This window comes from Streptomyces sp. NPDC111802 (genome assembly GCF_055634335.1).
The window spans coordinates 75,585-94,195 of the sequence record NZ_JBVKCZ010000031.1 but is presented as its reverse complement, the minus strand read 5'-3'; the positions used below and the strand labels follow the sequence as shown (position 1 = coordinate 94,195).

General features: G+C 72.1%; 19 protein-coding genes. 7 read left to right on the top strand and 12 right to left on the bottom strand.

What is annotated here, in order from left to right; translation table 11 throughout:
* Positions 1 to 45: 45 nt before the first annotated feature.
* Positions 46 to 1,413 (top strand): nucleobase:cation symporter-2 family protein, encoded by a 1,368-nt coding sequence (locus tag ACZ7NC_RS30205; protein ID WP_471492660.1) that lies wholly within the window; start codon positions 46 to 48, stop codon positions 1,411 to 1,413.
* Between the two features lie 14 nt (positions 1,414 to 1,427).
* Here the strand turns inward: ACZ7NC_RS30205 and ACZ7NC_RS30200 are convergent, their stop codons facing one another.
* Positions 1,428 to 2,033, bottom strand: a complete 606-nt coding sequence (locus tag ACZ7NC_RS30200) for a 3'-5' exonuclease (protein ID WP_471492659.1) — start codon at positions 2,031 to 2,033, stop codon at positions 1,428 to 1,430.
* 96 nt (positions 2,034 to 2,129) lie between these two features.
* A complete protein-coding gene (locus ACZ7NC_RS30195; RefSeq protein ID WP_471492658.1) occupies positions 2,130 to 2,915 on the bottom strand; it encodes an AraC family transcriptional regulator in 786 nt (261 codons plus the stop codon).
* 108 nt (positions 2,916 to 3,023) lie between these two features.
* On the opposite strand from ACZ7NC_RS30195, the gene ACZ7NC_RS30190 reads away from it, so the two are divergent.
* Complete coding sequence (locus ACZ7NC_RS30190; RefSeq protein ID WP_471492657.1) at positions 3,024 to 3,878, top strand: NAD(P)H-binding protein; 855 nt, start codon at positions 3,024 to 3,026, stop codon at positions 3,876 to 3,878.
* 90 nt (positions 3,879 to 3,968) lie between these two features.
* On the opposite strand, the gene ACZ7NC_RS30185 is transcribed toward ACZ7NC_RS30190, so the two are convergent.
* From ACZ7NC_RS30185 to ACZ7NC_RS30165, 5 genes are all read right to left on the bottom strand, one after another.
* A complete protein-coding gene (locus tag ACZ7NC_RS30185) occupies positions 3,969 to 4,391 on the bottom strand; it encodes an acyl-CoA thioesterase (protein WP_471492656.1) in 423 nt (140 codons plus the stop codon).
* Between the two features lie 51 nt (positions 4,392 to 4,442).
* Positions 4,443 to 5,072, bottom strand: a complete 630-nt coding sequence (locus ACZ7NC_RS30180; RefSeq protein WP_471492655.1) for a hypothetical protein — start codon at positions 5,070 to 5,072, stop codon at positions 4,443 to 4,445.
* A gap of 61 nt (positions 5,073 to 5,133) precedes the next feature.
* Complete coding sequence (locus ACZ7NC_RS30175) at positions 5,134 to 5,733, bottom strand: histidine phosphatase family protein (RefSeq protein ID WP_471492654.1); 600 nt, start codon at positions 5,731 to 5,733, stop codon at positions 5,134 to 5,136.
* 3 nt (positions 5,734 to 5,736) lie between these two features.
* A complete protein-coding gene (locus ACZ7NC_RS30170) occupies positions 5,737 to 6,270 on the bottom strand; it encodes a hypothetical protein (protein ID WP_471492653.1) in 534 nt (177 codons plus the stop codon).
* Positions 6,271 to 6,295: 25 nt separating this feature from the next.
* Positions 6,296 to 7,507, bottom strand: coding sequence for a pyridoxal phosphate-dependent aminotransferase (locus ACZ7NC_RS30165; protein ID WP_471492652.1), 1,212 nt, complete (start codon positions 7,505 to 7,507; stop codon positions 6,296 to 6,298).
* Positions 7,508 to 7,593: 86 nt separating this feature from the next.
* Here ACZ7NC_RS30165 and ACZ7NC_RS30160 point away from each other — a divergent pair, with 86 nt between their 5' ends.
* Entirely contained in the window at positions 7,594 to 8,220 is a 627-nt protein-coding gene (locus tag ACZ7NC_RS30160) for a winged helix-turn-helix transcriptional regulator (protein ID WP_471492651.1), read from the top strand.
* Positions 8,221 to 8,281: 61 nt separating this feature from the next.
* Here the strand turns inward: ACZ7NC_RS30160 and ACZ7NC_RS30155 are convergent, their stop codons facing one another.
* From ACZ7NC_RS30155 to ACZ7NC_RS30145, 3 genes are read right to left on the bottom strand one after another with little or no spacing between them, the layout of a single operon-like run.
* Positions 8,282 to 9,085 carry a hypothetical protein gene (locus ACZ7NC_RS30155; RefSeq protein ID WP_471492650.1) on the bottom strand — a complete coding sequence of 268 codons (804 nt, stop codon included), beginning with the start codon at positions 9,083 to 9,085 and terminating at the stop codon, positions 8,282 to 8,284.
* A complete protein-coding gene (locus ACZ7NC_RS30150; protein WP_471492649.1) occupies positions 9,085 to 10,353 on the bottom strand; it encodes a VWA domain-containing protein in 1,269 nt (422 codons plus the stop codon). The genes ACZ7NC_RS30155 and ACZ7NC_RS30150 overlap by 1 nt, the downstream gene beginning before the upstream one ends.
* A 43-nt stretch (positions 10,354 to 10,396) precedes the next feature.
* Positions 10,397 to 11,911, bottom strand: coding sequence for an IucA/IucC family protein (locus ACZ7NC_RS30145; protein WP_471492648.1), 1,515 nt, complete (start codon positions 11,909 to 11,911; stop codon positions 10,397 to 10,399).
* 94 nt (positions 11,912 to 12,005) lie between these two features.
* Between ACZ7NC_RS30145 and ACZ7NC_RS30140 the strand changes: the two genes are divergently transcribed.
* Positions 12,006 to 13,508 carry an IucA/IucC family protein gene (locus ACZ7NC_RS30140; RefSeq protein WP_471492647.1) on the top strand — a complete coding sequence of 501 codons (1,503 nt, stop codon included), beginning with the start codon at positions 12,006 to 12,008 and terminating at the stop codon, positions 13,506 to 13,508.
* 967 nt (positions 13,509 to 14,475) lie between these two features.
* On the opposite strand, the gene ACZ7NC_RS30135 is transcribed toward ACZ7NC_RS30140, so the two are convergent.
* A complete protein-coding gene (locus ACZ7NC_RS30135; RefSeq protein ID WP_471492646.1) occupies positions 14,476 to 15,153 on the bottom strand; it encodes a DUF429 domain-containing protein in 678 nt (225 codons plus the stop codon).
* A 152-nt stretch (positions 15,154 to 15,305) separates the two neighbouring features.
* Between ACZ7NC_RS30135 and ACZ7NC_RS30130 the strand changes: the two genes are divergently transcribed.
* The 3 genes from ACZ7NC_RS30130 (at position 15,306) to ACZ7NC_RS30120 (ending at position 16,978) form a co-directional block, all read left to right on the top strand.
* On the top strand, positions 15,306 to 15,665 hold the full coding sequence (locus ACZ7NC_RS30130; protein ID WP_471492645.1) for a low affinity iron permease family protein: 360 nt from the start codon (positions 15,306 to 15,308) through the stop codon (positions 15,663 to 15,665).
* A gap of 120 nt (positions 15,666 to 15,785) precedes the next feature.
* Positions 15,786 to 16,700, top strand: a complete 915-nt coding sequence (locus tag ACZ7NC_RS30125; RefSeq protein ID WP_471492644.1) for a HipA family kinase — start codon at positions 15,786 to 15,788, stop codon at positions 16,698 to 16,700.
* Positions 16,697 to 16,978, top strand: coding sequence for an Rdx family protein (locus ACZ7NC_RS30120; protein WP_471492643.1), 282 nt, complete (start codon positions 16,697 to 16,699; stop codon positions 16,976 to 16,978). The genes ACZ7NC_RS30125 and ACZ7NC_RS30120 overlap by 4 nt, the downstream gene beginning before the upstream one ends.
* A 1-nt stretch (position 16,979) precedes the next feature.
* On the opposite strand, the gene aceB is transcribed toward ACZ7NC_RS30120, so the two are convergent.
* Positions 16,980 to 18,602: a malate synthase A gene (gene aceB / locus ACZ7NC_RS30115; protein ID WP_471492642.1), complete on the bottom strand. Its 1,623-nt coding sequence runs from the start codon at positions 18,600 to 18,602 to the stop codon at positions 16,980 to 16,982.
* Positions 18,603 to 18,611 lie beyond the last annotated feature (9 nt).

Here is an 18,611-nt window from a genome sequence, read left to right as displayed (position 1 = left end):
AACCCATGTCAGAGCCGACGTGTTACCCGACCGGAGGAGCCGCCCGTGTCTGCCCACCCCGTTGACGAGAAACTCCCCGCCCTCAAGATGGCGACCACCGGTCTCCAGCACGTAGCCGCCATGTACGCCGGAGTCGTCGCCCCACCCCTGATCGTCGGTGCCGCCATCGGCCTGACCGCCACCGAACTGACCTTCCTCACCGGCGCCTGTCTCTTCACCGCGGGCATCGCGACCTTCCTCCAGACCCTCGGTATCTGGAAGATCGGCGCCCGGCTGCCCTTCGTCAACGGCGTCACCTTCGCCGGTGTCGCCCCCATGACGGCGATCGTCGCCTCCACCGACGACAAGTCCGACGCCCTGCCCATCATCTTCGGAGCGGTGATCGTCGCCGGCCTCCTGGGCTTCCTCGCCGCGCCCTTCTTCAGCAAGGCGGTCCGGTTCTTCCCGCCGGTCGTCACCGGCACGGTGATCACGCTCATAGGTGTGTCCCTGCTGCCGGTCGCCTTCGGCTGGGCGCAGGGACCGAATCCGGCCGCGGACGACTACGGCTCGACGACCTATCTGGGCCTGGCGGGCGCGACGCTGGTGATCGTGCTCCTCCTGCGCCGCTTCACCCGAGGATTCGTCAAGCAGATCGCCGTACTGCTCGGTCTGGTGATCGGCACACTGATCGCGATCCCCTTCGGCGTCACGGACTTCGGACCGGTCGCGGACGCGGACGTCGTCGGTTTCCCGACCCCGTTCCACTTCGGCGCCCCGCAGTTCCAGCTCGCCGCGATCATCTCGCTGTGCGTGGTGATGGTGGTGTCGATGACCGAGTCGACGGCCGACATGCTGGCGCTCGGCGAGATCGTCGAGCGCCCGGCCGACGAGAGGACCATCGCGGCCGGCCTGCGCGCCGACACCCTCGGCTCGGCGATCAGCCCGCTCTTCAACGGCTTCATGTGCAGCGCCTTCGCCCAGAACATCGGCCTGGTCGCGATGACGAAGATCCGCAGCCGGTACGTCGTCGCCGCGGGCGGTGGCTTCCTGGTGCTGATGGGCCTGTGCCCGATGGCCGCGTCGCTCATCGCGGTCGTACCGCGTCCGGTCCTGGGCGGTGCGGGCGTGGTGCTGTTCGGTTCCGTCGCCGCGAGCGGCATCCAGACCCTCGTCCGGGCCGGCCTGGAGAAGGACAACAACATCCTGATCGTCGCCGTCTCGCTGGCCGTCGGCATCATCCCGATCACGGCGCCGGGGTTCTACCACGCCTTCCCGGAGACGGCACGGATCGTCCTCGACTCCGGCATCTCCACGGGCTGTGTGGCGGCGGTGACGCTGAACCTGGTCTTCAACCACCTGGGCAGGCGGCGCGACGCCCAGGACGTGACGCATCCGATGGAGGCCGGGGAGGACATGGCGGCCGCCCACTGAACCAGGGGCGACCGTCAGGAGGTCACTGTGAGCCGGCCGGGCCACGCCATGAGGTTGGCGAACAGCTCGGCCTGCTCGATCGCGTCGTCCAGCGCGTGATGTGTGTGCCGCCTGGTGGAGAGCAGCTCGCGCGGCATCGTGCCCTTCGCCACCGCCCGCAACGGCAGCCGTGCCTTCGTCGCGTACAGCGTCTTCATGTCGAGGCAGCCCGAGTGCCCGAAGGGGCTGGTACCGGTGAAGCGGATCAGATACCAGTACAGGAACGTCCAGTCGTACGACGCCGGGTAGCCGCACATCACCGGCTGGGCGCCGGCGCTCACCTCACGCACCCAGTCGCCGAACTCGGCGAGAGCGGTCGCCGGTTCGCTGCCCTCCCGCACGAGCCGCGCCCGGTCCAGCCCGCTCACGGCCAGCGCCTCCGGCACGAACTCCTCGCTGATGGGACGCAACTCCCGATAGAAGGTGCGCTCCTGCGGGTCGGCCGGCGTGAAACCGTCGGCGTCCTGCACTCCGGCGACCGCCGCGCCGAAGCTCAGCATGGAGTACGGGCCGGGGATGGGGCCGTCGGCTTCGATGTCGACGGAGATGTAGAGGCTGGGTCTGGTGCGTCGTGCGGCCATGGACCGGAGCATCCCAGGCGGGAGGGCCTGTCGCACCCCAATTCTCCGGCCGTACGGGCACGGCCGGATCCGCGTCGAGGTGGCAGCGGTCGTGCGTCAGCGGCGGGCGGCCACCTGGCAGGGCTGGGCGTCGGGGAGGCGGCCGCTGAAGTACGAGCGGGGCGGGACGCCCATCAGGGTGCGGAAGTCGGACGTCATATGGGACTGGTCGTAGTAGCCGGAGGTGACCGCGAGCTGCGCCCAGGGGATGTCGCCGGCCCGGGCCAGCACCGCGTGAACCCGGTCGATACGGGCGTAGTGCTTCGGCGAGAGACCGACGCCCTCGGCGAAGAGGTTGCGCAACTGGCGCTCGCTGACGGCGAGTTCGCGTGCCACGTCCCGCACCTGCCCCGGTACGCGGCCGGTGCGCATCGACAACGCGTCGGCGCCGGCCTTGAGCAGGGCCGTGCGTGAGCGGTCCGCGGCGGCGGACAGACGGGTCGGGAGTACCTGTGCCAGATGCGGCACCACCTGATCCGGCGCCATGTTCCGCAACTCGCGGGCCAGTTGGCGCGCGGCCGGGGCAGGCAGTGTCTCCAGGGGTACCGCGTCGCCCACGAGATCGACCGCCGGGACGCCGAGCAGGGGGCGGGCGGTACCGGGCGCCAGCCGCATCTCCAGGCAGGAGGTGAACCGCTTGCCCCGGTGGTACGAGGCGCGGGTACGCGGGCCGACGACCAGGGTGCTGCGCCGGCCGTCCGCGTCGATCCGGAAGACCACCTTCGTGGCGCTGTCGGGGAGTTGGACGTACGGCTCCGCCGGGTCGGCGTCCACCGACACCGACCCGATGCCCGCGACCCAGGGACGCAGTGCCTCGGGTGTGGGCAGGATCTGTCGGAACATGGTGTTCGTCACCTCACCACCGTAGGCCCGGAGCACGGCCGTCCGGGCCCGTGAACCGTGCCGGAATTTCCAAGAGTCCGGCGCCGCCCGCCGCCCATCGTGGTGGACATGATCCTTGTGACGGGTGCCACCGGCACCATCGGCAGTGAAGTGGCACGACAGCTCGCGGCGCGAGGCGAGAAGGTGCGTGCCCTGACCCGGGACCCGGCGACGGCCCGGGTGCCCTCGGGCGTCGAGACCGTACCCGGGCACCACCGTGACCCGGTCTCGGTCCAGCGGGCGATGGCGGGCGCGGAAGCCGCCTTCCTGGTCGGAGTGTTCGGCCCCGAAGACGCCGAGTACGACCGGGGCCTGGTCGAGGCGGCGCGGGCGGCCGGGGTGAGGCGGATCGTGAAGCTCTCCTCGATCGGCACCGGTGACCCCCGGCTGGCCGGGTTCGGCGGCTGGCACCTGCCCGGCGAGGAGGCCGTCCGGGCGAGCGGCCTGGAGTGGACCGTGCTGCGCCCCTCCGCCTTCGCCTCCAACACGCTCGCCTGGGCCGAGGCCGTCCGGGAGGGCACCCCCGCGCCCCACCTGATGAGCGACGGCGGACAGGGCGTGGTCGACCCGCGGGACGTGTCCGAGGTCGCCGTGAGCGCACTGCTCGACCCACGTCACGCGGGGCGCACCTACACCCTGACCGGACCCGAGGTCATCAGTGCCAGTGGCCAGGCCGCAGTGCTCGGGGAGATCCTCGGCCGGCCGGTGGAACTTCTCCAACCGACCGCGGAACAGCGCCGCGAACAACTCCTGGGCACGGGCCTCGGCGCCGCCTATGTGGACAGCCTCATGGCGAGCGCCCGCTTCATAGAGGAGGGCGGCAACGCCGTCGTCACCGAGGACGTACCGCGGGCACTGGGGCGACCGGCGCGGAGCTACCGGGAGTGGGTGCTGGACCACAAGGCGGCGTTCACCGGGGAATGACCGGAGCCGGCGCGGGGGGCGGGCACCGGAACCCTCCGCTGCCCGTCGGCCGGGATCCCCGTCGCCACTTGGAACGCCGGCTGAGGTGACTCAGAGCCCGAACAGACTCGGGTCCGACGCCAGCTCCTTGAAGATCTCGTCGGGACGGGCCACCAGCTTGCGCTCCGCGAGGTCCAGCAGACCGCCGACCGCCGTGAGTTCGGCGGCCACCGTGCCGTCCGCCTTGCGCACGAGCTGCTCGATGCGGAAGGTCCTGCCGCCGGACCACTCGAAGGCGCACGTCACGTCGACCTCGTCACCGGCGACGAGTTCGCGTTTGTAGCGGATGGTCGTCTCCAGTGCGACGGGTCCCACCCCCTTGCCTATGAGGCCGGTCTGGGTGATGCCCGCCGTCTGGAGCAGCGACCAGCGGGCGTGCTCGGCGTAGTTGATGTACACGCTCTGGTTGACGTGCCCCTGCGTGTCCGTCTCATAGCCGCGGACGGTGACCCGGACGGAAAACGGCTCGCTCACTGCTTCCCCTTCTGACCTTCGGTGGACTGTGCACCGATCTTGGCACGCACGTCACGCCCGGCGTGGGGACGCCAGCAGATAGCGCGCTCTGGTACGAGGTTCGGTGTACTCACCGACCTGCCAGCCCGCCTCTTCCAGTGTGGCCGCGCAGGCCCGCAGCCGCGCGCCGTCGGACTCGCGCACGGCGACCGCCTCCGGCTGCGGGGTCGCCCGCACCCGGTACCCCGCCTCGGAGTCCGGCTCGGCCGGAGGGTGCCCGGCGGCCTCCAGCGCCAGCGCCGCGGCCTGCACCAGATGCGTACGCTCCCACCCGCACGGCCGGTCCGTCGCACCGTCCGGATTGGTCATCCGGCGCAGCTCCAGCAGCCCCTCCCATGCCCCGCGCACCTCACGCAGCCGCGCCGGGCCCGACTGCGGGGCGTCTTCCGCACCGCCGATCCGCGCGGCGAAGACACCACCAGCCGCGGGAGCCTCGGCCTGTACGGGCGCCGTCGGCTCGGCCTCCCGTATCCGGTGGCCCGTCGGCGTCAGAAAGTGATCGTGCGGCGGACGTGGGTGCCGGAAGGCGAGCCCGCGCTTCACCAGCGCTTCGAGCTGTGCCTCCGTACCCCGCAGCCGCCCGGTGACGGGATCGGCGGCGTCGATGACACGCCGCTGGGCCGCGGTCGGTGGTCTGGTCACGGCGTGCTCCTCCCCGGGCGCTCGGGCACCGGGCTCGCACCGGCACCATCTGCTGGGAAGGCTACGACCCGGGTCTGACATTCCAGCCGGCGATCACCGGCCGCCCGTGCTCCGTGCCCAGCCGGCACACCGCACCCGTCGCCAGCTGGAACAGCGCCCCGTCCGCCGCCGGCAGTCCGAGTCGCCGGGCGGTGAGCACCCGCAGGAAGTGCCCGTGCGCCACGAGCACCACGCATCCCTCGTGGTTGGCGAATGCCGCGTCCACCTTGGCCAGGATCCGGTCGGCGCGCTCCCCGACCTGCTCCGGGCTCTCCCCGGGATGGTCGGGCGGCCCCGGCACCACACCGTCCGTGAACAGGAACCACCCGGGCCGCTCCCGTTGGATCTCCACGGTGGTGATCCCCTCGTAGCCGCCGTAGTCCCACTCGCGCAGATCCGCGTCGACCCGCATGTCGTGCAGCCCGATCAGCTCGGCGGTCTCCCGGGCCCGCTGCAGCGGGCTGACGAAGGCGGCCCCGATCCGATGCGACCGGATGAGCGGCACCAGCCGCCGCGCCTCCTCCCGCCCGCGTTCGGTCAGTGGAACGTCCGTCCATCCCGTGTGCCGTCCGGACCGTGACCACTCGGTCTCACCGTGCCGGACGAGAAAGAGATCAGCCATGCGTCACAGGCTAAGAGCCCAGCGCTCCAACTCCGTGAAGTCACGCTCACGCAGTCCCCTGCGCGCGTCGACCGGCAACAGCAGCGCGGCGGCGTCGTGGTGGGCGGCCACATGGCGTACATCGAGGTCGGTGATCATATCGTCGACCCAGACGAACGGCCGCCCCGCCGCCCACGTCAGCACGTGCCGGGTCTTCCAGTACAGCCCTTCCGGATCGCTCTCGAACAGCTCCGGCCACTCGATCACCGGCATGTCGGCGGGCAGTCCGATCACCGGCGCGATCATCTCGTTGGCCTGGTGCTGCCAGGTGGTGGCCCACGCCAGCTCGTAGGGCAGCGCCAGCAGCCGCGCCCCGTGCCCCGGATGCAGCCGCACCCGCAGACCGCGACGCAGCCGCCGGGATCCCGGTGCCTGCCGGGCCGACCAGGTCACCGGGTGCAGCCGGCGCGTGACGTAGCCGCGATGGCCGAGGTACAGGGCGCGGAACGGGTTGAGGGGGCCGTCCACGTCGAGGAGGAGGAGAGGGCGGGTGCTCATGCACGGGTTCTACCCGCGCGGGCGGTCAGTCCTGCCGGTATCCGCTCAGGAACCGCCCGATGCGCCCGATCGCCGCCTCCAGGTCCTCGGCGTACGGCAGGGTCAGGATGCGGAAGTGGTCGGGGGTCGGCCAGTTGAAGCCGGTGCCCTGGACCACCTGGATCTTCTCCCGCAGCAGCAGGTCCAGGACGAACCGCTCGTCGTCGTGGATCTTGTGGACCTTGGGGTCGAGGCGCGGGAAGGCGTACAGCGCGCCCTTCGGCTTCACGCACGACACACCGGGGATCTCGTTGAGCTTCTCCCAGGCCATGTCGCGCTGCTCGCGCAGCCGGCCGCCGGGCGTGGTCAGTTCGCGGATCGACTGGCGGCCGCCGAGCGCGGCCTGGATGGCGTACTGCGCGGGCGCGTTGGCGCACAGACGCATGGAGGCCAGCATCGTCAGGCCCTCCAGATAGTCCTTCGCGTGCTGCTTCGGGCCGGTGACCACCAGCCAGCCGGAGCGGAAGCCCGCCACCCGGTACGTCTTCGACAGGCCGCAGAAGGTGAGGACCACCAGGTCGGGGGCGAGGGCGGCGGCCGAGTGGTGCACGGCGTCGTCGTAGAGGATCTGGTCGTAGATCTCGTCGGCGAAGACCATCAGGCCGTGCCGGCGGGCGAGGTCGAGGATGCCCTCGACGATCTCCTTGGGGTAGACCGCGCCGGTGGGGTTGTTCGGGTTGATGATGACCACGGCCTTCGTACGGTCCGTGATCTTCGAGGCCATGTCGTCCAGGTCTGGGTACCACTCGGCCTGCTCGTCGCAGAGGTAGTGCACCGCCTTGCCGCCGGCGAGGGTTGTCACCGCGGTCCAGAGGGGGAAGTCGGGGGCGGGGATGAGGATCTCGTCGCCGTCCTCGATCAGTGCCTGTACGGCCATGGAGACCAGTTCGGACACGCCGTTGCCGAGGAAGACGTCGTCGACGCCGACCTCCAGGCCGAGCGTCTGATAGCGCTGGGCCACGGCCCGGCGGGCGGAGAGGACGCCGCGCGAGTCGGTGTAGCCGTGCGCCTGGGGGAGCATCCGGATCATGTCCTGGAGGATCTCCTCCGGCGCCTCGAAGCCGAACGCCGCGGGGTTGCCGGTGTTCAGGCGCAGCACGCTGTGGCCCGCCTTCTCCAGCGCGTCCGCGTGCTCGATCACCGGGCCGCGGATCTCGTAACAGACCTCGCTGAGCTTGTTCGACTGCCGGAACTCCATGCGCGCTCGCCCTCCGGTTTCGTGTGTTGCTTGGTTTTACCAAGTTCGAGCTTGGAAAGTCCAACAACATGTCTAGACTGCGTCGCATGTCACCTCGCCGAAGCTACGACCAGTACTGTTCCGCCGCCCGCGCGCTCGACGTCGTCGGCGACCGCTGGACCCTGCTGATCGTCCGGGAGCTGCTGGCCGGCCCGCGGCGTTACACCGACCTGCACGCCGATCTGCCGGGCGTCAGCACGGACGTACTCGCCTCTCGGCTGAAGGACATGGAGCGGGACGGCATCAGCACCAGGCGACGGCTGCCGCCGCCCGGAGCGGCGTATGTGTACGAACTCACCCCACGTGGCCGCGAGTTGCTGCCCGTGCTGCAGGCGCTGGGGGAGTGGGGCCGGCCCGAGCTCGGCGAGCGCCGCCCCACCGACGCCGTGCGCGCGCACTGGTTCGCGCTGCCTCTGCTGCGGGCGCTTGAGGGGGAGGGCGTCGTCGAAGTCCGCCTGGCGGAGGGGCAGTTCCATCTCCACGTCGGCGCCGAGGACGGGCCGGTCTACGGGGACGGTGCCGCCCCTGTGGAGCCCGACGCGCGGCTGGTGCTGGACTCGGGGACGTGTGAGGCGGTGGCGCGGGGGGAGTTGAGCGTGGCCGACGCCGTACGGGACGGTCGTATCGAGGTGACCGGCGACGGGACCCTGGCCAAGGCCCTGCTCGACGTCTGAGCAGAGTGAAGCCCGCCGCACGATCACGTACGGCGGGCTCAGCCGACGACTTGACAAGTCGTCAGGCCCCCGGCGGCACCTGCGAGGGCCGGCCCGACCCACGGGTCAGCGCATACCCGCCGATCCCCGCGAGCGCGGCCAGCACGCCGCCGATCGCCGTCCACACCCACCGGTCGGACCACCAGCCGGACGCCCAGCCGTCCTCGGGCTCGATGCTGGACAGCACCGCCGAGGCCGACGAACTCTCCTCTTCCTGCTCGGACTTCACGGCGACGCCCGGTACGAGCGGCTGGGCCAGCGAGCCGTCCACCGCCGCCGAACCGCCGATGTCCTCGGAGTCGACCCGGACCTCGGCGCCGACCGGAAGACCGAGGTCGGAGGTGGGCACATCCACGACCGTCAGCCGGATGTAGTACGTGCCCGGCAGCGGGTCATTGGCCCATGGCTCCGACCAGGCCCGGACGGTACGCAGGACACAGGTCAGCTCGACCGAGGCCGCGTTCGCCGCGGCGGTGCGCGTCTGTGCCCCGTACTGGCAGGCCTGGCGGCGCCGCAGGCCGTCGTACACGTCGATCTGCCAGGTCTCGGCGGCGTGCGTGTCCGGCAGCTTCACCGTCGCCTTGACGGTGGGTCGCCGGCCGGCGTCCGCGGGGAAGGACCAGTACAGGTAGTCGCCCGTGGAGGCGCTCGCCGTGGCCGTCCGGCCCTGCTCGATCTCCGTCGCCGTACGGTAGGAGGTCCCCGCCTGGGTCGGCGCGCCGGCGTCCTCCGACGCGCTCGGCGACGGCGAGGAGTCGGCCGCGGCGGGACCCGCCGCCAGCCCCAGCGCCAGCAGAGCGCCGCTCAACACACGTGTGATCCGCATCAGTTGGTCCTCCAGACCGCGAGCCGCCAGCGCGACAGCCAGCCCCAGACGAGACCGGCGAGGAAGCCGGTGAGGATCAGCGCGCCGAGCAGCCACCAGCCGCGCCCGAGGCCGAAGGAGGCCACGTCGCTCGACGTCGACGGCCCGTCCACGACGTCGACCGTCAGCTCCAGCGGCAGACCGGGTGTGGTCTGCACCCCGGAGCCCGCCGAGAAGGAATGGGTGACCTGGAGGCACACGGTCTCGGCGGTCGCGGTGTCCTCGTCGTCGTCGATCTCGGCCTTCGGATAGCGCACGCCGGTGGACACGGCATCCGTACGGCCGTTGCCCGCCGCCTCGCCGCGCACGATCTCCCGGCCGCGCTCGGTCACCGCCCGCACCAGCACCCCGTAGGAGGGGTTCACCGCACGGTCGGCCGACACGCTCACGGACGCCCGCAGCTCCTTTCCGGGTTCGACGTCCACGCGGTACCAGCGCTGCTGCCCGAACTCCGCGCGGTCCGTGTACAGGCCCGACTTCAGGGTGGGCGCCTTCGCGCACTGGTCGGCGCCCGTCGTCGCGACCGGCGTCACCACCGGGTCGGCCGCCCGGTCCACCAACTGGTTGACTTTGTCGGCGAGTTCCTCGGTGTGCTCGACCGAGGTGAAGGTGCCGCCGGTCGCCTCGGCGATGCAGCTGAGCTGCTGCCGCATCTTGGTGTTCGGGACCAGGCCGAGCGTGTCGATGGTCAGGCCGATGCCCTTGGCGGCGATCTCCCGGGCCACCTCGCACGGGTCGAGCGGGGCGCAGGTGTCCTCGCCGTCGCTGATCAGCACGATGCGCTTGGAGCCCTCGCCGCCGTCCAGGTCGTCGGCCGCCTTCAGCAGCGCGGGGCCGATCGGGGTCCAGCCGGTGGGCGCCAGCGTCGCCACCGCCGCCTTCGCCTCGGTGCGGTCCAGCGGGCCGACCGGGTAGAGCTGCGCGGTGTCCTTGCAGCCCGTCCTGCGGTCGTCGCCCGGGTAGTTGGCGCCGAGCGTGCGGATGCCGAGCCGGACCTCCTCGGGCGTCGCGTCGAGCACCTCGTTGAACGCCTGCTTCGCCGCGGCCATCCGCGACTGTCCGTCGATGTCACGCGCCCGCATCGAGCCGCTCACATCCAGCACGAGATCGACCTTCGGCGCGGTCGCACTGGTCTCGTCGGCAATCGCCCCGGCCGGGAACGCCATCCCGGCCGCGAGCGCGGCGAGCAGGGCGCAGACCCCGGTCGCCAGCCGTGTTCTTGTGATCATCGGCGGATCCTATTGATCAGAGGTGTCCCGCTTCAAAACGAGGTCAGAACACCTCGGTGACCAGCGGATTGGGCAGCTGTGCCCACTGGTCCCCGGGTGTTCCCGGCGAGAGCCGCATCAAGGTCAGCGCCTTCGTGGGCAGCGCCTGCGCACGCAGTGCGGCCAGATCCACGGTCCCCGGCAGATCCCGTACGACCGCTTCCAGCGCCCCGCGCAACGCCGGGCCCGAGCCCGCCGTACCCGCGAGCGCCCCGGCCACCAGTGAGCCGAACAGCTTGCGGCGCAGGGCCGTCACGTCGTCCGTGACGATCCGGCCGGTCAGCTCGGGGATCGGGATGCCGTGCCGGGCCAGGCGCGCGGGGCTGATCCGGATGTCGGCGAGGTCGCGGTAGACCAGCCGCACCGGGGAGCCGCTCGGCGAGACCACCACGAGCAGGTTCTGACCGTGCGCCTCCAGGGCCACGCCCAGCTCCAGCAGCCGCAGCCCCACCGTGAGGGCGAGCCGGGTGAACTCGGCCTGCCACACGGGGGATCGGGCCAGCTCGGTGGTGGCGAGCGCGGCGACCGGTACGACTCGCTCGCCGGGCCCCGCGTAGACCTGCGGCGACTGACGCACCACCGCGGCCAGATCGGGCGAGTCGGCCGTCGCGGCCCCCAGTGTGCGGGTGACGTGCAGCAGCCCGTCCATGCGGGCCGCCAGGGTCTCCGCGAAGTCCGACAGCGTGGCCGACAGGCCGATGGAGTACACCGAGATGTCCCGCACCGAGGAGGTCAACCGCGTGCTCAGCGCGGTCTTGACGTGCGGCCCGTCGGGGAGGGCGAGCGTGCGCAGGGACATCAGCGGATGCGCGGCGACTCCGCTGTCGTAAGGGTCGCGGGGGCGCTTGAGCACATGCTCGGCCTGCCACGGATGCACCGGGATCAGCAGCCGCCCCCCGTCCCGCATCCCCTCCGGCCACTCGCCCGTCACCAGGCACTCCCGCGCCCGCACCGGCACCCGCGCCAGCGTCACCACCGGCCGGTGCTCGGGCCCGTACGCCAGCTGCTCGGCGACCGAGAAGCCGGGCCGGGAACGGCAGTTGGGATGGAACGGATGCCCGTCCACCACCCGCTGCTCCCACTCCCAGTCGTGCGTCGGCCACTCCTTCGAGCGACCTTCCTGACCGGCGCGGGACAGCGCCAACGAGGCCACGCTGTGGCCGAGTTCGGCGGCGAGGGAGGTGCCGTGCGGCACGGCCAGGTCGGTCAGCAGCCGGGCCGGATCGTCGTACGGGGTCTCGCCGAGTCGTACGGCGGTGACGTACGCGGTGGTGGCATACGGGTCGGCATGCGGGCCGTGCAGCCGACGGCCGTCCGAAAGACGCAGGGTGAGGCCCTCCCGGCCGCGCTCACGCCGGGCCACCCAGGGCAGCGGCTCGTACGCCAGCGCACGCCACAGCCGGGTCAGCACGGCCGCGCGGGCCCCGGGGAGCTCGGCCGCGTGACGCGGGGCGAGTCCGGGGCGTACCTCGGCCAGTTCGGCCGCGACCTCGGCCTCGGCGCTGGGGGGACGGTGCACGGGCGGGCTCCTCGGGTACGAGTAGGGCGTCGGGGCAGGTGCCGACGACAGACATACTGATCGTCCCCCCGCCTGAACGGACCGTAGAGAACGAGTGGATCGCGTGCACCTCAACCCTCCGCCCGCCGCCGACGTCGCGGAACGCGCCGACGCCCACTCCGCCGCGCCGTTGCTCAACTGCCTGCTGCGGGAAGCGGCCGAACCGGAGCCCGGGGCCGGCGAACGGCATGTGTACCGGCTGCGCGGCTCGGGTCGCCTGCTGCGCGTCCTCGGCGAGCGTCGGCCCGCCGAACCCGAGATGTACGTGGGCGGCGCGTGGCAGCGCGTCGGGCACGCCGAGCTCGTCAAACTCGTCGCCGACGAACTGCGCCGCCACACCGGCCTGTCCAACCACGAGCTGCCCGCCGAGATCATCGACAGCCGGGACGCGCTGGCCGCGCTGCTCACGGCACGCGCGTGTGCGACGCCGCCGGACGACCTCTACCTGCGCTCCGAACAGTCCCTCCTCACCGGCCACCCCTACCACCCCGCCCCCAAGGCGCGCGGCGGCGGCCCGGTCGCGACCTGGCTGCCGTACGCCCCGGAGGCATACGCCCGCTTCCCGCTGACGCTGCTCGGCCTGCGCCAGGACACGGTCGTCGAGGAGGGCGACACCTCCGCCCTCGACGCCCTCGGCGAGGCCCCGCCCGGCTACCGGCTGCTGCCCGCGCACCCCTGGCAGCTGGACCTGGTCGGCCGGGAACTCGCGGACGCCTTCGCCGACGGCAGGCTCGTGCGGCTCGGCACGACCGGCTTCGACGCCTGGCCGACGGCCGCGATCCGCACGCTGTACGCCCCCGAGCGGGACCTCTTCCTCAAGTTCAGCCTGGACGTGCGCATCACCAACGACATCCGTCGGCTGTGGCGCCACGACCTGCTGAGACTCCGCCGCACGGACACGGCGACGGCGGCCGCTTTCACCGCGCTCGACGGCCCCGCCGCCTGGCTCGGCGACCGCGGCTACCGCACCGCCGACTTCGCCTTCGAGGAACTGGCGGTCCTGGTCCGCGACGGTCTGCGGGGCCGTGTGCTGCCGGGTGCGACGCCACTGCTCGCCGCCGGCCTCGTCGAGGGCTTCGAGGGAAGCCCGCTGTCTGAGGCGCGGCACCCGGCAGCATGGTGGGAGGCGTATCTCGCCCAGGTCGTCCCCCCGGCCCTCGCGGCCTTCGCCGACCACGGCGTCGTACTCGAGGCGCACCTGCAGAACACGCTGGTCGCCGTCGACACCGACGGCATGCCGGTGCAGGCCCTGTTCCGGGACGCCGAGGGCGTGAAACTGGTGCCGGACGTGCCGCGGGCGGCCGGCTGGGAGCGGCTGGTGTACTGCCTGGTCGTCAACCACCTCGTCGAGATCGCCGGTGCCCTCGCCGCCCACCACCCGACCCTGAACCCCTGGCCGGCCGCCCGCCGCGAGCTGGCCCGCCACGATCTCCCCGAGATCCCCGCCCTCCTGTCGTCCCCCACCCTCCCCGGCAAGACCAACCTGCTACTGCGCTGGACGGGCGCGGACGGCGCCGACGCCCGCTATCTGCCCCTGCCGAACCCGCTGGCGCGCTGAACGCCGAGATCGGCGTCCAGCAGCCCTGCTGGACGCCGGGCCGACCCCCGAGCAGCGGTCGCGCCGCATGCTGCTGCGCCGGGCGGGTCTGCGAGAGCGGTGGCCTGACCTCCGAGGAGTGGTCCTGCCGCGTGCCGCTGTGCCGGGGCGGGCCTGCGAGGGCGGCAGCCTGCCCCCGAGCGGCAGAGCCGCCGCATGCTGCTGTGCCGGGTGGCCTGCGAGAGCGGTGGCCTGCCACCCGAGGAGCGGCCCCGCCGCGTGCTGCTGTGTGCTGTGTGCTGTGTCGGGCGGGTCTGCTGGACGCCGGGCCGACCGCCGCGAGCGTCGCCGCCGAGCTGGTGCGTCCGTGGCCGGCACGCGGCGCGTCCGTGGCCGGCACGCCCACGCGTCCCTTGGCCGCCACGCCGGCGCGTCTGTGGCCGGGGCGCTGGGGGTTCGTGGCCGCCAGTCGCCGCGTCCTTGGTCGCCCCGTCGGCACGCGTCCGCCGTCTCCTCGGCGGCTGGATGCCGGGCCGACCCCCGCGAGTGTCGCCGCCAAGCGGGTGCGTCCGTGGCTGGCACGCCGACGCGTCCCGTGACCGGCACGCCCACGCGTTCGTGGCCGCCAGGCCGGCGCGTCCGTGGTTGCCCCGTCGGCACGCGTCCGCCGTCTCCTCGGCGGCTGGATGCCGGGCCGACCCCCGCGAGTGTCGCCGCCAAGCGGGTGCGTCCGTGGCTGGCACGCCGGCGCGTCCCGTGACCGGCACGCCCACCTGTCCCGTGGCAGCCACGCCGGCGCGTCCGTGGCCGGGACGCTGGGGGTTCGTAGCCGCCAGGCCGGCGCGTCCGTGGTTGCCCCGTCGGCGCGCGTGCGCCGCCCACTCGGCTCCGGCCCCCGGTGGCCGCCGTAGCAACGGCCTGCTGGGGCTGGCCGGTGATGGGCGGGGAGTCGCGACGGCCGGTGCTGTACCGGGTGGATGACCGGTCGTCAGTACCGGATCTCCACGGTGCGGCCTTCCGCGTCCAACTCCGGTACCTCCGGGACCCGTTCAGCGGTTCCGCGGGCGATCCGGTGTGCCGACCAGGCCGCGGCGGCGGCGTCGAGCACGTCGTCCGCGGGTACGCGATCCGCCTCGCCGAGTTCGTCGGGCAGAGCGATCCCGGCCGCGGCCAGCAGGGAGCGGCGCGTGTTCTGGCCGCGCCAGGTCTTCTTGGCGTACGCCGGCGGGACCCCGTCGGCCAGGGCACGGAAGGACACCTCGGGGTGCACCTCGTGGACCCGCTCGTCGGCGAGCCAGCACGTCCGAGCCTCCAGCAGCTTCGGAGCCAGCGCCCACGCCTGTCGGCTCAGCCGCCGGCCGGTCAGCTCATGGCACCGGTCACCCGCCGCCACGTACTCCGACTCCAGCCACGCAGGCCGCGGCGCCACGAGGAAGACCGAGCTGCGCCGCTCCCGGAGCAGCACCCTCGCCCCGAGATCCGCAGCACGCCAGCCCCGCTCGACCAGCCCCAGCGGCATGTCCACCGCGATCGCCGAGACCCCGCCGGCCCGCTCGATCAACGCATCCAGCCGGACGTCCACCAGGCTGCCCGCGTACCCGCCGTCGGTGAGCCTGATCCCCACCCAGCCCTGCTTGCCGCAGGCGTCGACACCCAGGACGTCCATCTCGCTCGCCTCACCTCCACGAGGGCATCTTCCCCCGGCACCACCCGGTGATGCCGACCCCGCGTCTCCGCAGGCAGCCGCCCGCACTCATGGAGTCGCTGATGTTGGGAACTCGGAGTGGGCTTCTCCCAGCTCTGTGGAAGGCAGCGCCCATGAGCCTCGGACATCCTGCCGGGCGGACGGAGGGACGCTTCAGGCGTCTGTCCGAAGCCGCGGCCCACTTGACCAGCTCCCTGCCCTTCTACGTCATCTGCCTGGCACTCGTGGCCTTCTTCATCGCCACGCATGTGGCCGGGCTCAGTGACGAGTGGCTGTTTCTGGCCGGGGACATGATGACCGCGGTGACGTTGCTGCTGCTGGCCTTGCTGAAGAACTCCGAGCAGCGGGCCGAGCACGCGATCCAGCGGAAGCTGGACGCCATCGCCGCGGCCCTCCTGGAGGAGCGGGAGGGCAAGACCGGCGAGGCCACCGAGGACCTGCGAAGGTCGATCAGGATGGATGAGGAGGTCTGAAGGTCTGACCGGCCGCCTCTGCCGTGTGCTGTCCCGCCTGGTTAAGGTTTCCTGGGTGCACCGGGCCGAGCCGGCTCGCAATGACGGAGGGCAGGCGGACGATATGCGGGGCCTTGGAAGATGCTGAGAGAGGTCACCGCGACCCGTTACGTCGCGCCCCTGCACTCCGGCGGCTCCGTCCCCGGCGTCGTCGAGGCCGACGACCTGGGCTCTTACGTCGTCAAGTTCACCGGCTCCGCGCAGGGCCGCAAGGCGCTGGTCGCCGAGGTGATCGTCGGTGAGCTGGCCCGCGCTCTCGGGCTGCGCTTCCCCGAGCTGGTCCTGGTCCACTTCGACCCCGCCATCGCGGACAGCGAGCCCCACCAGGAGGTGCGCGAGCTGCACGCCGCCAGCGCGGGGGTCAACCTCGGCATGGACTTCCTGCCGGGCGCGCGGGACTTCACCCCCGACGTCGCGAAGACTTTCCGCGTCGACCCGCTGGAGGCCGGCCGGATCGTCTGGGTGGACGCCCTGACCGCGAACGTGGACCGTACGGTCCACAGCTCGAACCTGATGATCTGGCCGACGCTCGGCACGGTACCCCCGCGCCTGTGGCTGATCGACCACGGAGCGGCCCTGATCTTCCACCACCGCTGGGACGGCTCGGACCCCGAGAAGGCCTACGACTTCCGCCATCACGCCCTCGGCCACTACACCCCCGACGTGCGCGCCGCCGACGTCGAGCTGGCGCCCAGGGTGACCGAGGAACTGCTGCGCGCGATCGTGGCGGAGGTGCCGGACGCCTGGCTGGCCGACGAGCCCGGCTTCGAGACGCCCGACGCGGCCCGCGAGGCCTACGTCGCCCACCTGCACGCGCGCGTGCGGGCGTCCGCCGCCTGGCTCCCCACCGACTTCCCCACCCGGGAGGAACTCGCCGCCGAGGAGGCCCTGCGGACGGCGAGGTCACAGCAAGGCCGGCCGAAGTGGCTGAAGCAGGTGCCCGACCTGCACGGCAAACCGGCCGCGGAACAGGATTGGTCGGTGCACCTCGGATGAGTGGCCGTGTCGAGATCGAGTACTGCACCCAGTGCAAGTGGCTGCCGCGCGCGGCCTGGCTCGCGCAGGAACTGCTGACGACCTTCGAGGCGGAGCTGTCCGAGCTGGCGCTGAAGCCCGGCAGGGGCGGCGTGTTCGTCGTCCGCGTGGACGACGAGGTGGTCTGGGACCGCCGCGACCAGGGCTTCCCCGAGCCGACGGCGGTCAAGCAGGCCGTACGCGACCGAGTGGCCCCGGGGAAGTCCCTGGGCCACTCGGACAAGGCCTCGCAGGAGTAGGTCAGCCCTTGAGCTGCTCGTACGCGGGCAGCGTCAGGAAGTCCGCGTAGTTCTCGTCGAGGGAGACCTCCAGGAGCAGGTCGTGGGCCTGCTGCCAGTGGCCGGCCGCGAAGGCCTCCTGGCCGATCTCGGCGCGGATGTTCGCCAGTTCCTCGGCGGCGACCTTGCGGGCCAGCTCGGGCGTGGCCTGCTCGCCGTTCTCGAACTCGACGCCCGCGTTGATCCACTGCCAGATCTGGGAGCGGGAGATCTCGGCGGTGGCCGCGTCCTCCATGAGGTTGAAGATGGCGACCGCGCCGAGGCCGCGCAGCCAGGCCTCGATGTAACGGATGCCGACCTGGACGGCGTTGACCAGGCCCGGGTACGTCGGCCTGGCGTCCAGCGAGTCGATCGCGATCAGGTCGGCCGCCTCGACGTGGACGTCCTCACGCAGCCGGTCCTTCTGGTTCGGCTTCTCGCCGAGGACCTTGTCGAAGGACTCCATGGCGATCGGGACCAGGTCGGGGTGGGCGACCCAGGAGCCGTCGAAGCCGTCGCCGGCCTCGCGGTCCTTGTCGGCGCGGACCTTCTCGAAGGCCACCTTGTTGACCTCGGCGTCCCGGCGGGAGGGGATGAAGGCCGCCATGCCGCCGATCGCGTGCGCGCCGCGCTTGTGGCAGGTGCGGACCAGCAGTTCCGTGTACGCGCGCATGAACGGCGCCGTCATCGTCACGGCGTTGCGGTCCGGGAGGACGAACTTGGCGCCGCCGTCACGGAAGTTCTTCACGATGGAGAACAGGTAGTCCCAGCGGCCGGCGTTCAACCCGGAGGCGTGGTCGCGCAGTTCGTGGAGGATCTCCTCCATCTCGTACGCCGCCGTGATCGTCTCGATCAGGACGGTGGCGCGGACGGTGCCCTGCGGGATGCCGACGTAGTCCTGCGCGAAGACGAACACGTCGTTCCAGAGGCGTGCCTCCAGGTGCGATTCCGTCTTCGGGAGGTAGAAGTACGGGCCCTTGCCGAGGTCGATCAGGCGCTGGGCGTTGTGGAAGAAGTACAGGCCGAAGTCGACGAAGGCGCCGGGGACCTGCTCACCGTCGACCTGGAGGTGACGCTCGTTCAGGTGCCAGCCGCGCGGGCGCATGACGACGGTCGCGAGCTCTTCGTCGGCCTTGAGGGCGTACGACTTGCCGGACTTCGGGTCGGTGAAGTCGATGCCGCGGTTGTACGCGTCCATCAGGTTGAGCTGGCCGAGGACGACGTTCTCCCAGGTGGGCGCGGAGGCGTCCTCGAAGTCGGCGAGCCAGACCCTGGCGCCCGAGTTGAGGGCGTTGATGGTCATCTTGCGGTCGGTGGGGCCGGTGATCTCCACCCGGCGGTCCTGGAGCGCGGGCGGGCACGGGGCCACCCGCCAGGAGTCGTCCGCACGGATCGCGGCGGTCTCCGGGAGGAAGTCGAGCGTGGACGTCCGGGCGATCTCGGCGCGGCGCTCCGCGCGGCGGGCGAGCAGCTCGTCACGCCGGGGCGTGAACCGCCGGTGCAGCTCGGCCACGAAGGCGAGGGCCGGCTCGTTAAGGACCTCCTCCTGCCGGGGCAGGGGCTCGGCGTCGACGATGGCCAGCGGGGACGGCGCTGGTGCGGACATGAGCTGTCA

What these genes read in the sequence shown, in the direction of transcription:
- ACZ7NC_RS30200 (WP_471492659.1), bottom strand. Translation starts at nt 2,033, where the DNA reads ATGGCCGCACGACGCACCAGACCCAGCCTCTACATCTCCGTCGACATC.
- ACZ7NC_RS30195 (WP_471492658.1), bottom strand. Translation starts at nt 2,915, where the DNA reads ATGTTCCGACAGATCCTGCCCACACCCGAGGCACTGCGTCCCTGGGTC.
- ACZ7NC_RS30190 (WP_471492657.1), top strand. Translation starts at nt 3,024, where the DNA reads ATGATCCTTGTGACGGGTGCCACCGGCACCATCGGCAGTGAAGTGGCA.
- ACZ7NC_RS30175 (WP_471492654.1), bottom strand. Translation starts at nt 5,733, where the DNA reads ATGGCTGATCTCTTTCTCGTCCGGCACGGTGAGACCGAGTGGTCACGG.
- ACZ7NC_RS30170 (WP_471492653.1), bottom strand. Translation starts at nt 6,270, where the DNA reads ATGAGCACCCGCCCTCTCCTCCTCCTCGACGTGGACGGCCCCCTCAAC.
- ACZ7NC_RS30165 (WP_471492652.1), bottom strand. Translation starts at nt 7,507, where the DNA reads ATGGAGTTCCGGCAGTCGAACAAGCTCAGCGAGGTCTGTTACGAGATC.
- ACZ7NC_RS30160 (WP_471492651.1), top strand. Translation starts at nt 7,594, where the DNA reads ATGTCACCTCGCCGAAGCTACGACCAGTACTGTTCCGCCGCCCGCGCG.
- ACZ7NC_RS30155 (WP_471492650.1), bottom strand. Translation starts at nt 9,085, where the DNA reads ATGCGGATCACACGTGTGTTGAGCGGCGCTCTGCTGGCGCTGGGGCTG.
- ACZ7NC_RS30150 (WP_471492649.1), bottom strand. Translation starts at nt 10,353, where the DNA reads ATGATCACAAGAACACGGCTGGCGACCGGGGTCTGCGCCCTGCTCGCC.
- ACZ7NC_RS30135 (WP_471492646.1), bottom strand. Translation starts at nt 15,153, where the DNA reads ATGGACGTCCTGGGTGTCGACGCCTGCGGCAAGCAGGGCTGGGTGGGG.
- ACZ7NC_RS30130 (WP_471492645.1), top strand. Translation starts at nt 15,306, where the DNA reads ATGAGCCTCGGACATCCTGCCGGGCGGACGGAGGGACGCTTCAGGCGT.
- ACZ7NC_RS30125 (WP_471492644.1), top strand. Translation starts at nt 15,786, where the DNA reads ATGCTGAGAGAGGTCACCGCGACCCGTTACGTCGCGCCCCTGCACTCC.
- ACZ7NC_RS30120 (WP_471492643.1), top strand. Translation starts at nt 16,697, where the DNA reads ATGAGTGGCCGTGTCGAGATCGAGTACTGCACCCAGTGCAAGTGGCTG.
- aceB (WP_471492642.1), bottom strand. Translation starts at nt 18,602, where the DNA reads ATGTCCGCACCAGCGCCGTCCCCGCTGGCCATCGTCGACGCCGAGCCC.